General features: G+C 38.2%; 14 protein-coding genes. 9 read left to right on the forward strand and 5 right to left on the reverse strand.

Annotated features, from left to right (window positions below; translation table 11 throughout):
• Positions 1-17 precede the first annotated feature (17 nt).
• The 4 genes from EYS08_RS21875 to EYS08_RS21890 all read right to left on the reverse strand — a co-directional run bounded on the left by EYS08_RS21875 (position 18) and on the right by EYS08_RS21890 (position 6749).
• Positions 18-728, reverse strand: coding sequence for a DUF4198 domain-containing protein (locus tag EYS08_RS21875; RefSeq protein ID WP_131032105.1), 711 nt, complete (start codon positions 726-728; stop codon positions 18-20).
• A 65-nt stretch (positions 729-793) separates the two neighbouring features.
• Positions 794-3211 (reverse strand): TonB-dependent receptor, encoded by a 2418-nt coding sequence (locus EYS08_RS21880; RefSeq protein WP_131032106.1) that lies wholly within the window; start codon positions 3209-3211, stop codon positions 794-796.
• Positions 3212-3237: 26 nt separating this feature from the next.
• Positions 3238-5676, reverse strand: coding sequence for a TonB-dependent receptor (locus tag EYS08_RS21885; protein WP_131032107.1), 2439 nt, complete (start codon positions 5674-5676; stop codon positions 3238-3240).
• Between the two features lie 299 nt (positions 5677-5975).
• Positions 5976-6749, reverse strand: a complete 774-nt coding sequence (locus EYS08_RS21890; protein ID WP_131032108.1) for a DUF4397 domain-containing protein — start codon at positions 6747-6749, stop codon at positions 5976-5978.
• Between the two features lie 509 nt (positions 6750-7258).
• Between EYS08_RS21890 and EYS08_RS21895 the strand changes: the two genes are divergently transcribed.
• The 9 genes from EYS08_RS21895 (at position 7259) to EYS08_RS21935 (ending at position 16185) form a co-directional block, all read left to right on the forward strand.
• Complete coding sequence (locus EYS08_RS21895; RefSeq protein WP_057931816.1) at positions 7259-7957, forward strand: N-acetyltransferase; 699 nt, start codon at positions 7259-7261, stop codon at positions 7955-7957.
• A 1-nt stretch (position 7958) separates the two neighbouring features.
• On the forward strand, positions 7959-9146 hold the full coding sequence (argG, locus tag EYS08_RS21900) for an argininosuccinate synthase (RefSeq protein ID WP_131032109.1): 1188 nt from the start codon (positions 7959-7961) through the stop codon (positions 9144-9146).
• Between the two features lie 90 nt (positions 9147-9236).
• Positions 9237-10217 carry an N-acetyl-gamma-glutamyl-phosphate reductase gene (gene argC / locus EYS08_RS21905; protein WP_131032110.1) on the forward strand — a complete coding sequence of 327 codons (981 nt, stop codon included), beginning with the start codon at positions 9237-9239 and terminating at the stop codon, positions 10215-10217.
• A gap of 41 nt (positions 10218-10258) precedes the next feature.
• The gene (locus EYS08_RS21910; RefSeq protein ID WP_131032111.1) at positions 10259-10630 is read left to right on the forward strand and encodes a four helix bundle protein; all 372 of its coding nucleotides are present in this window, start codon (positions 10259-10261) and stop codon (positions 10628-10630) included.
• 31 nt (positions 10631-10661) lie between these two features.
• Positions 10662-11792 carry an aspartate aminotransferase family protein gene (locus EYS08_RS21915; RefSeq protein WP_131032112.1) on the forward strand — a complete coding sequence of 377 codons (1131 nt, stop codon included), beginning with the start codon at positions 10662-10664 and terminating at the stop codon, positions 11790-11792.
• Between the two features lie 195 nt (positions 11793-11987).
• Complete coding sequence (locus EYS08_RS21920) at positions 11988-12959, forward strand: Rossmann-fold NAD(P)-binding domain-containing protein (RefSeq protein WP_131032113.1); 972 nt, start codon at positions 11988-11990, stop codon at positions 12957-12959.
• Between the two features lie 99 nt (positions 12960-13058).
• Entirely contained in the window at positions 13059-13889 is an 831-nt protein-coding gene (argB, locus tag EYS08_RS21925) for an acetylglutamate kinase (RefSeq protein ID WP_131032114.1), read from the forward strand.
• Positions 13890-14174: 285 nt separating this feature from the next.
• Positions 14175-14987, forward strand: coding sequence for a pyrroline-5-carboxylate reductase (proC, locus tag EYS08_RS21930; protein WP_131032115.1), 813 nt, complete (start codon positions 14175-14177; stop codon positions 14985-14987).
• A 127-nt stretch (positions 14988-15114) separates the two neighbouring features.
• The gene (locus EYS08_RS21935; protein WP_131032116.1) at positions 15115-16185 is read left to right on the forward strand and encodes a M20 family metallo-hydrolase; all 1071 of its coding nucleotides are present in this window, start codon (positions 15115-15117) and stop codon (positions 16183-16185) included.
• A 45-nt stretch (positions 16186-16230) separates the two neighbouring features.
• On the opposite strand, the gene EYS08_RS21940 is transcribed toward EYS08_RS21935, so the two are convergent.
• Positions 16231-19074 (reverse strand): alpha/beta hydrolase family protein, encoded by a 2844-nt coding sequence (locus EYS08_RS21940; protein WP_131032117.1) that lies wholly within the window; start codon positions 19072-19074, stop codon positions 16231-16233.
• Positions 19075-19183: the final 109 nt, after the last annotated feature.

Consider the following 19183-nt stretch of genomic DNA (forward strand, 5'->3'; position numbering starts at 1 on the left):
TTTTATAAAATTTTCGACTATTTAACTTCTGTAGTATAAGTTACTAAGTGCCAAACTTTATCGTAATCTTTTCCATTTAATTTTCCTGGTGTTTTATCCTCTGTAAAGGCTTCTAGAAAATAATTTCCTTTTTGTTCTGGTTTGAAAGTGAATTTACCATCTACATCGGTTTCGGTAGGCTGTGCTTTTCGCTCAGCATTTACGAGGGTTAATTTTTGTTTTGCAAAAGGAGTTTTGTTGTAGATTACCTGATGAACCGAGGTTTCGCCTACTTTTAAAGCATGTTTATCCGGTCTGATGGTTAATGCTGCATTTGCAGGGAAAGCCGTGTTTATTTTTGAATTTCCTACAGCCACATCTGCAAAAGCATAATATTCAATTTTAGCTTTTTCATAAATGTCAGCAACTTCATGTACTACAGAAAGTTTATAAGTGCCTTCCTGATCTGGAGTGAAGTTTGCTTTAAAGAAACGTACATCAGCTGTGGTTTGTAAAACCTTAGTTGTTCCGTTTGGAGCAGTTAAAACCAGGCTGAATTCTTTTAAGTTGCTAAACCATTTTGCGGCAGAATCAGGTTCATTGCTTTCGTATTCTCCGAAGAAAACTTTTACTTCCTGTGCTTGTCCTTTTTTGCCTGTCGAGGCTGTTTCTATCCATAAAGCATGTGCAAATGCACTCGAAATGCTAAAGGCTAGAAAGAAAAATAATAATGAGATTTTAGTTTTCATGTTTTCTGGGTTGGGTTTTAAACCAAGAGAAGCTGATCTGATCCAGTTTCTCCTGATTGATTTGATTAAAATTTATATGCTATGCTTACTCTGTAATTTCTCGGTGCTTCGGCCTGCCATGAGTATGCCGGTTGATTGTAGGTTGGAGCATTCCAGTAGTTGGTGTAATACGCGCCACTGTATAAATACTTGTCTAAAACGTTAAATACATTTGCGGTTATTTTTATTTTTTTATGCGACCAGAATAAACCACCATCCAGTTTGAAATAATCAGGAAGATTTTCGTTTGCATTTTCACCACTGTAGGTGCCTACTGCCCTGTCGGCTAAATAGGTAAAGCCTCCAGAAATTCCTGCACCTTTAAGCGGGCCATTTTGTAATGAGTAGGTTAACCATGCATTAGTGGTATGTTTTGAAAAACCTGGTACTACCTGGCCAACAAAAACGCCTGAAACTCCATCGGCAACTTTTGTTACTTTACCATCGGTATATGCATAATTTGCAATTAGATTTAAGCCTTTTGCCAATTCACCGCGTAAATCGAACTCTATACCTTGTGCTCTTTTTTCGCCAATTACAATACTGAAAGTTTCTCCGGCCTTGTTAAGTGGGTCTGCGGTAAGTTCGTTTTGTTTGGTAATTCTATATATTGATAAGGTAGTGTTCCAACGGCCATCAAACCAATCTTTCTTTATACCAAATTCTTTGTTATTGCCAGTTATTGGCTTTGCCGTAGAACCATCGCGGAAAAACCCGGTTTGTGGTGTAAAGGCTTCGTCGTAAACAGCATACACAGAAGTGTTTTTATCAACCGATACACTTAAGCCAACCCTTGGCGTAACGTGTTTTGCTTTATCAGGAGAACCACCCCAGGCCGATTGACTTACATAAGTATAACGACCTGCAAGGGTTAAACGAACAATATTATTGAAAAAACCTAATTCATCCTGAACATAACCGCTTAGGTATTTTTGATCCATTAAACCTCCTGCTGCAATAGCCCTTTGTTCTAATGGGGTAACGCGGTCAAAGTTTGGATAACCGTTTGATGGGAAGCCATAATTAGGGTTGTATAGATTAAAAGGAGAACTGGCGAGATCTAAATCGTGAGACTGACCCCAATCGGCCATATAATTTTTCTTACCACCATCAAAACCAGCTAAAATGCGGTGTACAATACCGCCCGTTTTAACCGTTCCATTCACAAATAACTGAGCTAATTTCATACTGCTTTCAGCATCCCATATACCAACATTACGAATAATGGTGCCATTTGGATATACTGCCGATGGCCATGAGCTTGTGCCATTTTGTAAATATTTATAATAAGCTGCTTGTGCCGTTAATTTCCAATTCTGACCTAGTTGTTGGGTTAGGTTCAATGTTAAACTATGGTCGTTGATTCGGGTAGGCTGTACCCCAGGTTGTGTTAAGGTAAACGCTCTTGGTAAGCTAGCATACCCAGTGGTATTAAAAATGTAATAAGAACCTACTTCGGTCATTTTTGCATTTTGCAAAGTATACTCTGCTGTTAGCTTAGTGCCAGGTGTTATTTGATAACTTAACACGGGTGCAAAGCTGTAGCGATCATTTTGTTCGAATGGTCTAAACGATCCCTTATTTTGTGCAGCTGCGTTTAACCTGAACAAGAATTTACCATCAGCCGTTAGTTTGTGGTCAAGATCAATTGTTGTACGGTATAAATCGAAGCTTCCGGCAGTAAACGAAACCTCGCCCTGGTTTAAACCGGTGGGTTTTTTGGTCACCACGTTATACATCCCGCTTGGATCGCCATTGCCCAGCATAAATCCGGCAGGGCCTTTAACAAACTCAATATGGTCAACAAAGCTCATGTCTTCGGTTAATGGTCCCCAGTAAGAAGAAACTACATTAAAACCATTCCGCATGGCCTGAATTTGCGATCCGCGCATTAAAATATTGGTGTACATGTCTCCCCAGTGTTCAAGGCGAACTGCACCACTTACATTTCTAATCAACCCATCGCTCATGCTAATGATCTGCTGGTCTTTAAGGATTCCATTACTTACGATTTGAATGTTTTGTGGCGCCTCTAGTAATGGCTCGTTTAACCTAAGTGTAGCAGAAGGTAAGCTTACTTTGTATTTTTGATTAATACCTGCTATCGTAATTTCCTCCAGCGCCTGATCATTTTCTTTCAATACGAAATCAATAATCTTAGTCTCTCCTGCAGTGATTGTAATGTTTTTTTCTGAGGCATCGATACCAACTGCAGAAGCTTTAATTGTATAAGTACCGGCTTTAACACGGTTTATAGTGTATAAACCATTATCATCTGATGTAGTGCCTTGACCCTTGCCCTTTAAACCAATTGAAATAAAGGCCGCTGCTTTTCCATTAGAAGTGCTAATCTTTCCCTTTATTGTTCCAAATTGTTGCGCAAATGAAAATAAGCTAAAGAGAGAGAGTAAGAACGTTAAGCTAATGGGTTTAATTTTATTCATCTTTTAATATTTCTTGTTGTTTTTAATTAGAATTTGTAGGTAACACTTCCTGTGAAAGCTCTCAGATCCTGAGGGTTCATGGTGCTGTAACCTGTCCAGTATTTTTGATTGGTAAAGTTGTCAACTTTAGCCCCGATTCTGAATCTTGAATGGTCGTAAAATACTGAGGCATTGAAAACCTCATAAGCAGGTAATATAAATACGCCCTGGCTTACACTGTTTACAATTTTATTGTCGCTGGCATAATTACCGCCTGCACCCAATCCAAAACCTTTAAGTGTTCCTGTAGCGAATTTATAACTGATCCATAGATTTGCTGAATAAGGCGCTGCAGAATAAGCATCTCTTCTACCTTCTACATCTGGCGATGCATTTTCTAAATGGTTATCGTTATAAGCGAAACCTGCAATGATATTTAAACCGTCAATAGGGTTAGCTACAATTTCAGCTTCAATACCTTTGCTGATTTTATTGCCATCCTGAATTTGCGCATTAGGATTACTAGCATCTTGATTATAACCTCTGACGATATCTTTAACTTTAATATAATAGTAAGATACAGAACCTGTTAATTTGCCATTAAGGATGTTCGTTTTAACACCACCTTCAATTTGGTTTGCCTGTTCGGCTTTAAAAGTATCACCTTTATAATCTATACCGTTAACGTTGTTAAAGCCATTCTGGTAGTTGGCAAATAAGGATAACTGATCTTTAATCGGCTGAAATACCAAGCCGAATTTTGGAGAAAAAACAGTTTGTTTGTAAGCACCTTTTGGAGCCGAACCTGCACGGTCCGAATTACCTTTGTTATCGAACCTGTCTACTCTTAAGGCAGCTAAAGCAATGAACCTGTCTGTTAAGTTAATTACATCAGAAACATAAGCACTGTAGGTGTTTGATTTATAATTAACCGGATATTTAGGGACATTTGGAAGTGCCGCATAAAAAGCAGCTAGATTATGTTCAGTAAAATCATTATAGTTTGCACCTGTTCCGTTTTTATTGGTCAAATCAAAAGTATCGATCGAATAAAACAGTTGATCGGAGTTCTGACGTAAATAATCCAGGCCTAAAACCATTCTGTTTTTTACCGAACCTAAGTTAAAAGTGCCATTAAAATTTTGTTGTGCTTCGTAGGTGAAGATTTTACTATTATCAGTTGATTGATCTGCTCTTGATATCAAATCGGCACCTGGTGCAGCCGTTGTGTTGCCCAGTGGAGGATAGTTGTTTGGGACTAAGAATAAGTAAGTACCACGGCCGTTAGAAAAACTATAATTGCTTGAAAAGCTGGTGTGAGACGACCAATTATCATTAAACTTATAATTGGCCTGCCCAAAGAAGTTTGAGCTGTTGTATTTCTGCTTCATCGCATCAGCGGTGAAGGATTTGTCGTAAGGTATGCCAGATTGGTCCGCCCTATCAAAACCAAGGTCTTTTACAGGGAAATAGAAGAAAACGAAAGGTTTTAGGGTGCTTGTGCCGTTGGCAATTTCGGCATCGAAAACAAAGTCTAATTTATCGTTTACCTTATAAGATAAGCTTGGTGCAATGAAGAAACCTTTGTCGTAAACATTCTCCTGAAAAGAACCTTTATAATTATAAGAAGTATTTAATCGGGCATAAATGTGGTTATCTTTATCAACAGGGAAATTGAAATCGGTACTAACCCTGTTAAAATCGTAGCTGCCCGTCGAAAAGCTTACCGCACCTCCAATTCCTTCAAAAGGTTTTTTGGTAATACGGTTAATTAAACCACCATATGAGGTTAATGTACTGCCGAATAAAGTAGCCGATGGGCCTTTTATAAACTCTACATTTTCTAAGTTAGCAGCATCGTTGCGGCCGGTTACATTACCCGCGATTCCATTTCTCAGTTTAGCCTGTACAATAAAACCTCTTGATGCGTAATAAGCGCCACCATCGCCTCCACGGGAAGTTGCTTCCCACATTTTTTGAATACCAGTGGCATTACGGGCCGCATCATCAACCGAAAATACAAGCTGATCGGCCATTGTTTCTTTGGTAATCGTAGTATAAACCTGTGGATTTTCTAAGTTGTTAAGTGGCATTTTCGAAACAAATTCGCTTTTTTTAGCGATGTACTTATTTACCCCTTGATTAATATTTACTTCATTAAGTTGATTTGAATTTTGGTTGATTACAAAATCAACAGTTTTGTTTTCGCCAGCGGTAATAACCACTGGTTTTTCTATGTTTTGGATGCCAACAGCCGATACCCTTAAGATATATGATCCTGGTTTTACTCTTTGAATTTCGTAAATACCCTTTTCATTAGTTACATTCCCTAGCCCTTTTCCTTTTAAACCAACTGAAATATAGGCAGCTGGTTTACCGTCAGAAGTGGTAACCGTACCACTTATAGTCGAAAACTGCTGAGCAAAGGAAAGTATACTGGTAAAAGTTAAAAGAAATGTTAAACTGAAAAGTTTGATTTTAAGCATGATAAAATTTATTTGGATTAATTCTAAACAGCCACAAAATAACGGTACAAAATCGGATTATCCAAATTATTTTGAATTATTCTAAATAGAGGGCTGCAGATATACCAGCATATCCCTATAGTCGATTTTAACCAAACTAAAACGATATATCTTTATAGTTTTAACAATTATTTGACATTTTTAATTAAATTGAAATGCATAGCGTTATTAGGGAAGCAAATTATTTTGTTGGATTACAAAAAAAGCCCCACATTGCTCGAAACAATAATGTGGGGCTTTTATAAAAGAGTTTTGATTTACTATTTGATCAATATCACCTGTAAACTTAAAGGACGTTCAGTTTCATTTGCAGGTGTTACCAAACCGCCACAAATAATGTCATAATGATAACCTGCTGTAAAACTGGTGCTGGCGGAAGTAGCTTTAACTGTTCCAGATGAAGTTTCTTTTGCATCCAATGTATAAGTTCCTGCATCTACAGCAATAAAACTACTTGCACTTTTATAGGCTTTATTGGTAACCAGCATGGTAGTTGCGCTTGTTTTGGCCAGGTCTAAAGCTGGTGCATCAGGCGATAAATTGATAAAACGGATGTAAGCTTTATCTGTTGATGGAATAGAAAGATCATCACCAATGGTATAAACATCTAGCGCAGCCGGTTTATTAATTAAATAAGAAGAGTAATAGTTGCCTGCATTTAAAGTAATGGTTTTGGTTAACAAACTCTCTGCGCTACTGGCCGTCGTAAATTTTAAACTGTAAACACCTGCGGCATAAGAAAGATAGGCAGCAGAGCCTCCAAATGGTAAGGCTGCCGAATTAACCATGCTGCCATTGAAGTAAGCATTGTAGGTAGCCAAAGAAGGTGATGCATTGATTACCCTTAAATAAGATATGTTGGGATCGGCAGTTTCGGTTTTTTTACATGAAGTTAATGCTGTAAAAGCAATTAGAACAAATAAAGGGATCGATTTGAAATGAAATGGCGTAAAATTCTTCATACGGTTAAAATTTGATTTAATATTTAAGGAGTATCCATAAAACGATAGCCAGATCGCATTCGCTACAGACATACAAATATTGAGTTTAAACCGTATTACGGGATGTTAAATGATGTTAAGCAGATGTTAAAGTTTGTTGCGTTTTTTTAACAATGTTAAAATTGGCAAAAGAATCTATAACTGAAATGCACGATACTCGAATTTTTTATAAATTTATAAGTGGCCTCAATACTTGTTTAAGTCAGATTAGTTCAATAAAATTGAAAGCTTAACATAAAAAAATGATGATATTATTGTGTAACTCGATTTTTATTTAAACCTTTGCACCTCAATAGAGTTAAAGCCGTTTTAATACGCAAGAAATGATTAAACAAATTTTATATAAGCTTTCTGTTTCCTCAGCACAAAATGTGTCTGGAAAAGGTATGTTTATTAATCATTTTCAGCCCGTGTTTTATTATCCCACAAGCCGGCAAAATTTCACTCCACGTATTTAGTACCTACACTAAACGTAACGAGGAATTGATCCTCTCTAAAAACCCAATTAACAAGAATACTTATAATTTTTCGTTAGAAAACGAATGGATATTAACGAATTTATAGTGCAGGTTGCACTTCCTGAACATCGTGTATTTGCAGAAGAAATAGTAACCGAAATGGCAGAATCGGCAAAAGCTCGTGGAACAGGGATTGCTAAGCGTTCGCCAGAATATATTTCTAATAAAATGCAAGAAGGCAAATCGGTTATTGCTTTCCATAAGGATGGCTCTTGGGCAGGATTTTGCTATATAGAAACCTGGAGCCACGGACAGTTTGTGGCCAATAGTGGTTTAGTGGTAAGTCCTAAATACCGCAAAGCGGGATTAGCAAAAGCCATCAAAAATGAAATTTTCGGTTTATCGAGAAAGTTGTACCCAAAGGCAAAAATATTTGGTTTAACAACGGGCTTGGCCGTAATGAAAATCAATTCAGATTTAGGCTACGAGCCTGTAACCTACAGCGAACTTACCCAGGATGAAGAGTTTTGGAAAGGCTGTCAAAGTTGCGTAAACTTCGAAATTTTAAAAATGAAGGAACGCAAAAACTGCATGTGTACAGCTATGCTTTACGATCCTGCTGAGAAGAAACATGAGGTAGCCAAGCAATTTGCCGAGGAACTGCAAAAGAAACCCAAATTATACGAGCGTTTTATGCGCATTAAACAGCGTTTAGTTGTTAAACCTAAGCCAAAAAATGGCTTAAAAGCCCTTTTATTTTTATTTACCTTTTTATTTAAATAGCATGAAAAAAGTTGTTTTAGCATTTAGCGGAGGCTTAGATACCTCATTTTGTTGTATTTACCTGGCACAAGATCGTGGATTAGAAGTTCATTCAGTAATTGTAAATACTGGTGGTTTTTCTGATGAAGAGTTACAGGAAATTGAGAAAAGAGCGTATGCTTTAGGCGTAAAATCGCATGCTGTTGTAGATGAAACTGAAAGTTACTATGAAGGATGCATTAAGTACCTGGTTTTTGGTAACGTATTAAAAAATGCTACTTATCCATTATCGGTAAGTGCAGAGCGTGTTAGTCAGGCAACGGCTATTGCCAACTATGTGAAAAAAATTGGTGCAGATTATGTAGCTCATGGAAGTACCGGTGCAGGTAACGATCAGGTACGTTTCGATATGATCTTCAATATCCTTATCCCAGGGGTTGAAATCATTACTCCAATTAGAGATTTAAAATTATCCCGCGAAGCGGAAATAGAATATTTAGCACAACATGGTGTAGAATATAGTGCAGAAAAAGCAAGATACTCAATCAATAAAGGTTTATGGGGAACTTCGGTAGGAGGAAAGGAAACGTTAACTTCTCACGAAACCTTACCAGAAAGCGCCTGGCCAACCCAGGTTTCAGAAACCGAATCGCGGAAGGTAGAATTAACCTTCGAAAAAGGTGAACTGGTTGCTATTGATGGTGAAAAATTAGCACCTGTTAGGGCAATCCAAAAATTACAGGCAATCGCTCAGCCTTTTGGCATCGGTAGAGATATTCACGTTGGTGATACCATTATTGGTATTAAAGGTCGCGTAGGTTTTGAGGCAGCTGGGCCCATTATCATTATCAAAGCACACCATACGCTAGAAAAACACACCTTAACCAAATGGCAGTTAAGCTGGAAAGAACAATTATCATCTTTCTATGGCAATTGGTTGCATGAAGGTCAGTTCCACGATCCGATTATGCGGAATATTGAGGCTTTTTTAGCCGATACACAAAAATTTGTTAGTGGTAAAGTATTTGTAGAGTTGTTACCATACCGTTTCCAGATTATCGGAATTGAATCAAACCATGATTTAATGAGCAATAAATTTGGTAGCTATGGCGAAATGAATAACGCCTGGAGCGGAGAAGACGTTAAAGGTTTCTCTAAAATATTTGGTAACCAGGTAATGATCTGGCATAAAGTAAATAACGAGGCATAGCCTCTGAGGTTTGAGGTATAAGGTTGAAGGCGTAAGATTAAAGTGCCCAAACCTTAAGCCTTAAACCCCAAACCTTAAACCTTTTTAAATATGAAAATTAAAGCAGGAATAATTGGTGGTGCGGGTTACACTGGAGGCGAAATGTTACGTATTTTGGTTAACCACCCAAATGTTGAAATTGCTTTCGTAAATAGTACAAGTAATGCCGGAAACTTAATTTCTGATGTACATACTGACTTAATTGGTGATACGGATTTAAAATTCGTAAGCGATATTCCACAAGAAATCGATGTTTTGTTTTTATGCGTTGGTCATGGCGATGCCAAAAAGTTTTTGGCTGCAAATCCAATTAACGATAACATTAAAATCATCGATTTGTCGCAGGATTTCAGGTTGCATGCAAATGCCAGCTTTTCGACCAAAGACTTTGTTTACGGATTACCCGAGCTAAACCGCGATAAAATTAAAACAGCTAAAAATATTGCAAACCCTGGTTGTTTTGCAACTTGTATCCAGTTGGGTTTATTGCCTTTAGCATCGAAAGGTTTGATCAAAAATGAAGTTCATATTAATGCAACCACGGGATCAACAGGGGCGGGACAGAGTTTATCTACTACTTCACACTTTAGCTGGAGAAACAATAATCTTTCTATATATAAGGCATTTGAACACCAGCATTTGAACGAGATTAGCGAGAGTTTGTTGCAGTTGCAACCATCACTTTCTGAAACTCTAAGTTTTATCCCACAGCGTGGTGCATTTACAAGAGGTATTTTAGCTGCCATGTACCTGGAAAGTGATTTAAGTTTAGAAGAGGCGCAAAATATTTATGAAGCATATTACAGTGCCCATCCTTTTACGCATGTAAGCCGGAAAAACATCGACTTAAAACAGGTTGTGAACACCAACAAGGCATTGGTGCATATAGAAAAACACGGTGGTAAATTATTTATCATCAGTATTATTGATAACCTGTTAAAAGGTGCCAGCGGACAAGCGGTTCAGAATATGAATTTAATGTTCGGTTTGGAAGAAACAGCAGGACTTAAGTTAAAAGCAGCGAATTTTTAATGAAGGTAAAGGGTGTAAGGTTTAAGGCGTAAGGTAAAGCAATGAGAGACTACAAAAAACTTGACGTTTGGAAAAAGGCACATGAATTGAATATGTTCATCAAAAAGAATATTGCAACTCAATTTCCAAAAGAGGAGAGATTTGAATTGACCTCACAACTTACCCGAGCTTCCTTATCTATACCCTTGAATATTGTTGAAGGATGTGGAAGATTTACAGATAAAGATTTTGCGCACTTTCTTGATAATACTTTAGGTTCTGCCAACGAGATAGATTATTGTTGTTTATGTGCTTCTGAATTAAAGTATATAAGTGAAGATGATTATCTAAAAATATACCAATCAATTAACGAAGTTAGGGCAATGCTAATTTCATTTTTAAAATTTTTGAGAAGTGGAGGGAAAAAACCTTAAACCCTACACCTCAAACCTTATACCTCAAAAAATGCAACTATTCGACGTTTACCCACTTAACGATATAGAAATAACAAAAGCAGCAGGCAGTAGTGTTTGGGATGCTAATGATCAGCAATATTTAGATTTATATGGCGGCCATGCTGTGATTTCAATTGGTCACACCAATCCCCACTATGTAAAGCGTTTAACCGATCAATTAAATAAAGTTGGCTTTTACTCTAACTCAGTAAAAATTCCTTTGCAGGTTCAGCTTGCAGATTTGTTGGGAACCGTTTCTGGTAAAAAAGACTTTCAGTTATTCTTGTGTAATTCTGGAGCTGAGGCAAATGAAAATGCTTTAAAACTGGCTTCATTTTACAACGGAAGAAAAAAAGTAATTGCCTTTACAGGTGCTTTCCACGGACGTACATCTTTGGCAGTTGCTGTAACCGATAATCCTAAAATTGTAGCACCAGTTAACCAGACGGAAAATGTAATCTTTTTGCCTTTTAATAATGAAATTGCGTTAGAAGAAACTTTCAAAGCACAGGGTAATGATATTTCTGCCGTAATTATTGAAGGTATTCAGGGTGTTGGGGGCATTAAAGAAGCCTCGAAAAGTTTCTTGCAAAAAATCCGTTCACTTTGTGATGAATATAATGCTGTTTACATCGCTGATTCAGTTCAATGCGGCTATGGTAGAACAGGTACTTTTTACTCACACGATTACTCAGGGGTTGAAGCAGATGTTTATACCATGGCGAAAGGAATGGGTAACGGCTTTCCGGTAGCGGGGATTTCTATCGCGCCAAAATTTAAACCTTGGCATGGAGAGTTGGGTACAACTTTTGGTGGTAACCATTTGGCCTGTGCTGCGGCATTAGCTGTTTTAGAAGTGATGCAACAAGAAAATCTGATGAAAAATGCCGAAGAAGTGGGAAGCTACTTAATTGCTGAATTGAAGAAATTTGAGCAGGTGATAGAAGTACGTGGTCGTGGGTTAATGATCGGCATCGAACTACCTGCAGAACTGGCGCATGTTAAAAAAGAATTATTGTTTACACACCATATTTTTACGGGCGAAGCAAAACCGAATGTGATCCGTTTATTGCCGGCCTTAAATTTAACAAAAGCGCATGCTGACGAGTTTTTGGCAGCGTTTAGTAAATTGGTGAAATAATATAGAGCTATTCGTCATTGCGAGGTACGAAGCAATCCTAAAGCGGTAGAAAAACTTCCCATTGGAATAAGATTGACTCGCAACTCACAATGACGACAATGAATAAAATTAGTGCAAGCTTATTTTATTGAAATTTTTAAGAGCAGGTGGAAGGAAAAAACCTTAAACCCTACACCTTAAACCTTATACCTTAATATGAAACTTTTCACTTCCGTACACGATGTCCCGAGCATCAAACAGTTTGTAAATGATGCGCTAGCGTTAAAGGCTAATCCTTATGCACACCAAGATTTAGGTAAGAATAGAACCTTAGGTTTAGTTTTTATGAATCCAAGTTTACGTACCCGGTTAAGTACCCAAAAAGCGGCCTTAAACTTAGGGATGAATGTAATGGTGATGAACTTGGATAAAGAAGGCTGGGCTTTAGAAACACAGGATGGTGTAGTGATGAATGGCTCTACGGTTGAACATATTCGTGAAGCGGCTGCGGTGATGGGTCAATATTGCGACATTTTAGGCTTGCGTTCTTTTCCAAAGCTGAATAACCGTGAGGAGGATTATAGCGAAGATTTCTTCAATAAATTTGTGAAATATTGTGCGGTACCTGTGGTGAGTTTAGAGAGTGCAACACGTCACCCGCTACAGAGCTTTGCTGATATTATTACTATTCACGAAACCTGGACAAAGAAAACCGATGGCCGCAAACCAAAGGTAGTTTTGGCTTGGGCGCCTCATATAAAGGCTTTACCTCAGGCAGTACCAAATTCTTTTGCAGAGTGGATGTGCAAAGCTCAGGCAGAAGGAATGATCGATTTTACCATTGCGCAACCAGAAGGTTATGAGCTTTCGGAAGATTTTACGCCTAATGCCGATATTCAGTATAATTTAGAAGAAGCTTTAGCCGGTGCTGATTATGTGTATGTGAAGAACTGGAGTAGTTATAAAGAGTATGGGAAAGTATTAACTTATCCTGATGGCTGGATGATGAATAATGAGAAATTAAAATTTACAAACGATGCTAAAGTGATGCATTGCTTACCTGTACGCCGCGATCTGGAATTATCATCAGAGATTTTGGATGGACCAAATTCATTGGTTATTCACGAAGCCGGAAACCGTTTATGGGCGGCGCAGGCGGTAATCAAAGCGATGTTGGAGGAATTGTAAATCCTATGCCTCGGCTCGTGTCCTCACGAACCGAAATTATTGGTGAAACAAAACTATTAATGTGGTTCGTGGAGACACGAACCACGGTAAGAATAAATTATGAAACAACTCACTATCATAAAAATCGGCGGAAACGTAATCGATAACTCCGAAAACCTACACCAGTTTTTATTGGATTTTACTGCATTGCCAGGAGATAAAATCCTAGTTCATGGCGGGGGTAAAATTGCAACTGAACTGGGCGAATCGTTGGGCATTGAAGCCAAAATGGTTGAGGGAAGAAGAATTACCGATATCGAAACACTGCGTATTGTAACGATGGTTTACGCCGGATTGATCAATAAAAATATGGTTGCCCAACTACAGGCCAAAGGAAGTAATGCGATTGGTTTAACCGGCGCAGATGGTAATATCATTAAAGCGAAAAAAAGGCCTGTTAGTACCAAAACTTATGGTGCAGAGGTGGGTCCTATGGCAGGTGCAGTTATTGATTACGGCTTTGTGGGCGATTTAGATGAAAATTCTGTTTCAGCGAATACTTTAGGCGCTTTATTAAATGTGGGCTTTGTTCCGGTTTTATGTGCCATTACACATGATGGTGATACTCAGCTTCTAAATACCAATGCTGATACCATAGCTTCTTCTGTTGCGGTTGCTATGTCAAGTTTATATGAAACACGTTTGGTATATTGCTTTGAGAAAAAAGGGGTACTTAGGGATGTTAATGATGATTCTTCTGTTGTAAGAGAAATCAAAGCTGATGAGTTTGAAGGTTTAAAAGCCGATGGAACTGTGCAAGGTGGAATGATCCCTAAATTACACAACGCTTTTGAAGCGATTAAAAAAGGAGTTTCAGCAGTCTATATTGGCAAAGCTGATGAACTTGCCGAACTTGCTGAGGGAACTTTTGGTACTAAAATGCTGAAGTAAAGGTGGAAGGTTGAAGGCAAAGGTAGGCGGGAAACAGAAGAATTCCTGCTTTTGCCGACTAAACCTGATAGAAATGGAAATACTTTTTGTGCTCAAAACGAGAAAGATTGCCACGTCGCTCCTCCTCGCAATGACGATAAACAAGTGGAATGGCAGAAGTTAAAAAGATTGAAGTGGATAGCAGGACTAAACCTCAATAGAATTACTGACATTGCTTTCCCAATAAAATATAAATCAGTGTAATCAAATAATCTGTGCAATCAACCCGCAGGAAAATTAGTAATCATGAAAAAAAAAATAGCCATAATTGGTAGCGGAAATATCGGTTTATCTTTAGCGAAAGGTTTGGTAAAGGCCGATTTTGCTCAAGCAGGCGGCATTACGCTTACCCGTAGAAATATCGACCATTTAAAATCTTTTGCCGAAGCCGGTTTTAATGTAAGCAATAACAATAAACAGGCTGTAGTTGATGCTGATGTTGTGATTTTGGCTGTTCTGCCACAACAATTAAACACGGTTCTGGACGAAATCCAAACTTCAATCGTTGCAGCTAAACATTTGGTTATTTCGGTAATTTCTGGCGTGAGCTGTGCTGCGGTTAGAGAAAAATTAGGCGATAATGTTGAAGTGATCCGGGTAATGCCAAATACGGCCATTGCTATTGGTCAATCGATGACTTGTATGGCCAGCGATAACGCATCAGCAGAAAATATTGCAAGTGTGACTAAAATGTTCGAAACGGTTGGTTCTGTTGTGAAAATTAATGAAGATTTAATGACTTCAGCAACAGCGCTTTGTGCCTGCGGGATTGCGTTCTTTTTAAGGGCAATCAGAGCCGCATCGCAAGGTGGGGTAGAAATTGGTTTTCATGCCGATGAAGCTTTAAAAATGGCTGTTCAAACGGCCAAAGGAGCTGCCGATTTACTTTTATTACATGGAACACACCCAGAATCAGAAATAGATAAGGTAACTTCGCCGAAAGGGTGTACCATAGCAGGTTTAAATGAAATGGAACATAATGGTTTTAGCTCATCATTGATAAAAGGTATTAAACTTTCGGCTTTAAAAGCAGGGAATTTGTATACTAAAGAAGGTTAGAGGTGGAGGATTTAGGCTTAAGGTCTTAATCACAAAACATCAGAAGAATAAAGCTAAAAGCAAAATAAAAGGTAGAAAGTTTAAAGACGGGTTTAGCCTTGATACTTAATACTAATTACTTGATACTATGTCATTAGAAAATATACAAAAAGAGAGCCTGGATTTATTGCGACAGCTGATCCGCATCCAGTCTTTTAGTAAAGAAGAAGATCGGACGGCGAATTTAATTGCGCAGTTTTTGGAGGAGAGAGGGGTTAAGACTCAGCGTAAAATGAATAACGTTTGGGCTTACAACAAATATTTTGATCCTGCTAAGCCAACACTTTTGTTGAATTCACATCATGATACGGTAAAGCCTAATTCTGGTTACACCCGCGATCCTTATGATGCAGCAATTGAAGGTGATAAACTGTTTGGTTTGGGCAGTAATGATGCTGGTGGTTGTTTAGTGTCACTAATTGGTACATTTTTATACTACTACGAACAAGAAGATTTAAAATATAACATCTGTTTAGCGGCAACAGCCGAAGAAGAAATTTCTGGTAACAATGGCTTAGAACTGGTGCTTTCTGATTTGGGCGAACTGGAGTTTGGTATTGTTGGCGAGCCTACAGAGATGAATTTAGCCATTGCCGAGCGCGGTTTACTGGTGTTAGATTGTGTGTCTCATGGGAAAGCCGGTCATGCTGCTCGAGAAGAGGGAGAGAACGCCATTTACAAAGCTTTAAAAGATATCGAATGGTTTAGGAACTATCAGTTCCCAAAAGTATCAGAAGTTTTCGGACCATTAAAAATGACGGTTACGATTATAAATGCTGGTTCGCAACATAACGTTGTTCCGGCAAATTGTACTTTTACGGTTGATGTTCGTGTAACCGATGCTTACACTAATGAAGAGGTTTTAGAGATTATCAGGGCAAATGTTGATTGTGATGTTACCCCTCGGTCTATCCGCTTAAAACCATCGTCGATTGATAAAAACCACCCGGTTGTTCAGGCTGGTGTTGCCCTTGGAAAAACTACGTATGGTTCGCCTACTACTTCCGATCAGGCGTTATTAGATATCCCATCAGTAAAATGTGGCCCGGGTTTTTCTGGCCGCTCGCACATGGCCGATGAATTTTTATATGTTAGAGAAGTAGCCGAAGGAGTTGAGGGATATGTTAATATGTTAAAACCGGTGATCAACGGTAAATAGTAAGAAAGCCTCAGATCCACTAGATCTGAGGCTTTCTCAAAATAATTAATTCTCTTCTCCACCATCAAAGGCTCTCGCTTCTAAGTGTTTTTCCATATCTAATCGATTTACCCCTTTGCTCCACCATTCAGGAGCAGGTTTCCCTTTAAGCATATAGTCAAAGTATTCCATCATTCGTACGGCATAATCTTTACGGTTTGGTAATTTTGCAATTCCATGGTTTTCGCCACGATAGGTAATCATCACAACTGGTTTATTTAACCTTCTTAAACCATTGTAATATTCAATGCCTTGGGTAAAATCTACAGCCCCATCTTTATCATTGTGTAAAAGCAATAATGGTGTTTGTACTTTTTTAATATGATACACTGGAGAGTTGCGCGCAAAAGCATCCCAGTTATCCCAATAACCAGGCGTTAACCTACCTTGACTGGCTTCGAAAATAGCTTGGTTTGTACCACCGCTATTCCAGTAAATTAGGCTATACATACTGATCATGTTGGTTAAAGGTGCTCCTGCTGCGGCCGCTTTAAAAATATTGGTTTGGGTAATTAAAAATGAAGTTTGATAACCACCCCATGAGTGACCATGGATAGCCACATTTTTTTCGTCAACAATTCCGGTAGCAATGGCTGCCTTTACCGCAGGTACTACGCAGGCAACGGCCGACATGCCTGGATCATTCAACTTGTATTTAATATCGGGCATTAAAACAGCATATCCATTGCTGGTGTACATCGCTTTGTTGAAACCTCCACCAGGAAACGTAGGCATGGTATAGGTATTCAGGTCATCGGTTAATCTTTCATAAATATACGTGATGGTAGGATAAGCCTTTCCGGGAACATAATTGGCAGGTAAATAAATGGCCGCTTGCAGGCTATCTCCATTTGCACTCACATAGTCAATCAATTTAACACCCGAAGACCATGCATATTTAGCCTGATCTGGAGTATTTGTGGTTACTTTCTTGACAGCACTTAAATCAGCGCTTGTGCTTACATAATAATCTGGCGATTGCTGAAAATTACTTTTAGTATAAGTAAAAACTTTAGCTTGTTCTGCTTTTGCAAAACTTTGGTAAGCATTGTCATCGAGGAACAAAATGTTGATTTTAGATTTTCCTGCAGGTAAAATGCCAATGCCATTTTTCTTATTTTTGGTGTTGAACACTGCGAAATATTGGTCCTTGTTTAAATCAATACCTTTTTCATCAGCATCAATACGGAAACGGGTAGCCACTTCAGTTTTCTTGCTTTTCCAATTGTCGGACAATGCAGTAACACTATTTCCATCAGCAGAGATTTTCCATAAATCGTAATTGTCTTTAATCAATGCGTACTTTGAATCGGCCGACCAGCCAAGGTTTTGCGTTGCAGGTTTAACTACATTATGGTCATCTAATTCATCAACAAAAGAAGATTTGATCTTACCGGTAAGGTTAGCTGTTTTTCCGTTTTCTAAATTAATGCTATAAAATACTCCGTCTACATAATAGCTTGCTAAAGTTCCGTTTGGTGCAACCACGAGTCTTCCTCTATTAGAGGCATACATTTTCTCGAATAGTAATTTCTTGTTGAAGGTTTTTAAATCAATTAAATAAACATCAACGTAACTTTGACCATCCAGATTGCTCATCAGCTCATATTTCGAATTATCGTACCCAATCGCATATAAACTTTTCGGATTTACGCTAACTGAACGCATATTGCTGTCTGCAATTTGAATGAATTTTTTATCTGCAATGCGATAAGCACTTAAATAACTAAAGTTTTTATCACGCATTTCCTGCGTTTGTTGGGCCGACTGTAGTCTCTTGTCCTGCCAATTCCAGATAATCATATCAGGTTTCTCGATATCATCCTTTTTAACTTCTGGTTTGGCTTTAGCTAAAGTGTCTGATTTCTTAGCTTCCTTTTTTTCCTCTTTCTTTTCTTCTTTTTTGGTCAATGTATTAACGCCAAGGAACAAAACCGTTTGATCGTCAGACCAAAATGGAGTGGCGTTGGTATTGATACCCATATTGGCTGGGAATACTTTGTCGTCAATACCATTATATATTACCTTGTTTGTTAAATCTCCGTTGATTTTGTTAAAACCAAGCATGCTGTAAACATCATCTTTATATTTATCGTTTTTATTGGCCTTAAGTAAGGCAAATGCAGTTCCCTGTTCATTCCACCCAAGTTTCTGATAAACGGCTTTATCATTATCAAGCGCGGTGGTAATACCTGTTTTCATATCACGTAAAAAAATACCGTTTCCATTTTGCCCGGCAGCATCGATAACATAAGCAAACTGGTTTCCTGTTTTGTTGAAGGCAAATTCTGAAACATTGCCAAGGTTGTAACTTTTTTTGGAGGTAAGGTTGTAAAGCAGTACGTCGGTACCTTTTGGTGCATCTTTCTCTTTTGATGCATTTTCTGCCGGCGCAAATTGGATGGCAATCCACTCAGGTGATTTCTCAGAAAAGCTAAAACTTTTTACCTTTTCGAAAGTCGTCTGTTTATTATCACTCAATGAAACAAGCAAGAGTTTGTCATAAACAGGTTTGTTTGTTTTCTTTGCCACTTTAGCTTCCGCATCTTTAAGCGCAACTTTAAAGGCTGCAAATTTTGAATCGTTTGAAAATGAGATGCTATTGGCCGTTGCTCCAATTGGGTAATTGCGGCTTAAAGTATCATTGGTTTTTCTGATCGTCATCTTTAGATCGCCCTCAACCGGCCCACTGGCCAAAGCGATCCATTCGCCGTTGGGCGATAAAGTAGCAGGTCTATTAAAGGTCCATTTAGATACATCTTTCCAGCCTAATGCTGGTTTTTCCTGTGCCTGTAGATTGTGTAGTACAAGCATGAAAAAAACGGTGGAGAACAGTTTTAGGGATTTCATAATAAGTTTAAGTTTATACGAAAATAAGCTTTTAAACCAAGAATTATGAGTAGCCATATAAAATTGAGTTTATTGGCGTTCTAATGTGCATTGCAAATCAATCTCATTC

Source organism: Pedobacter kyonggii (genome assembly GCF_004310665.1).
GTDB classification, from domain to species: Bacteria; Bacteroidota; Bacteroidia; order Sphingobacteriales; family Sphingobacteriaceae; genus Pedobacter; species Pedobacter kyonggii.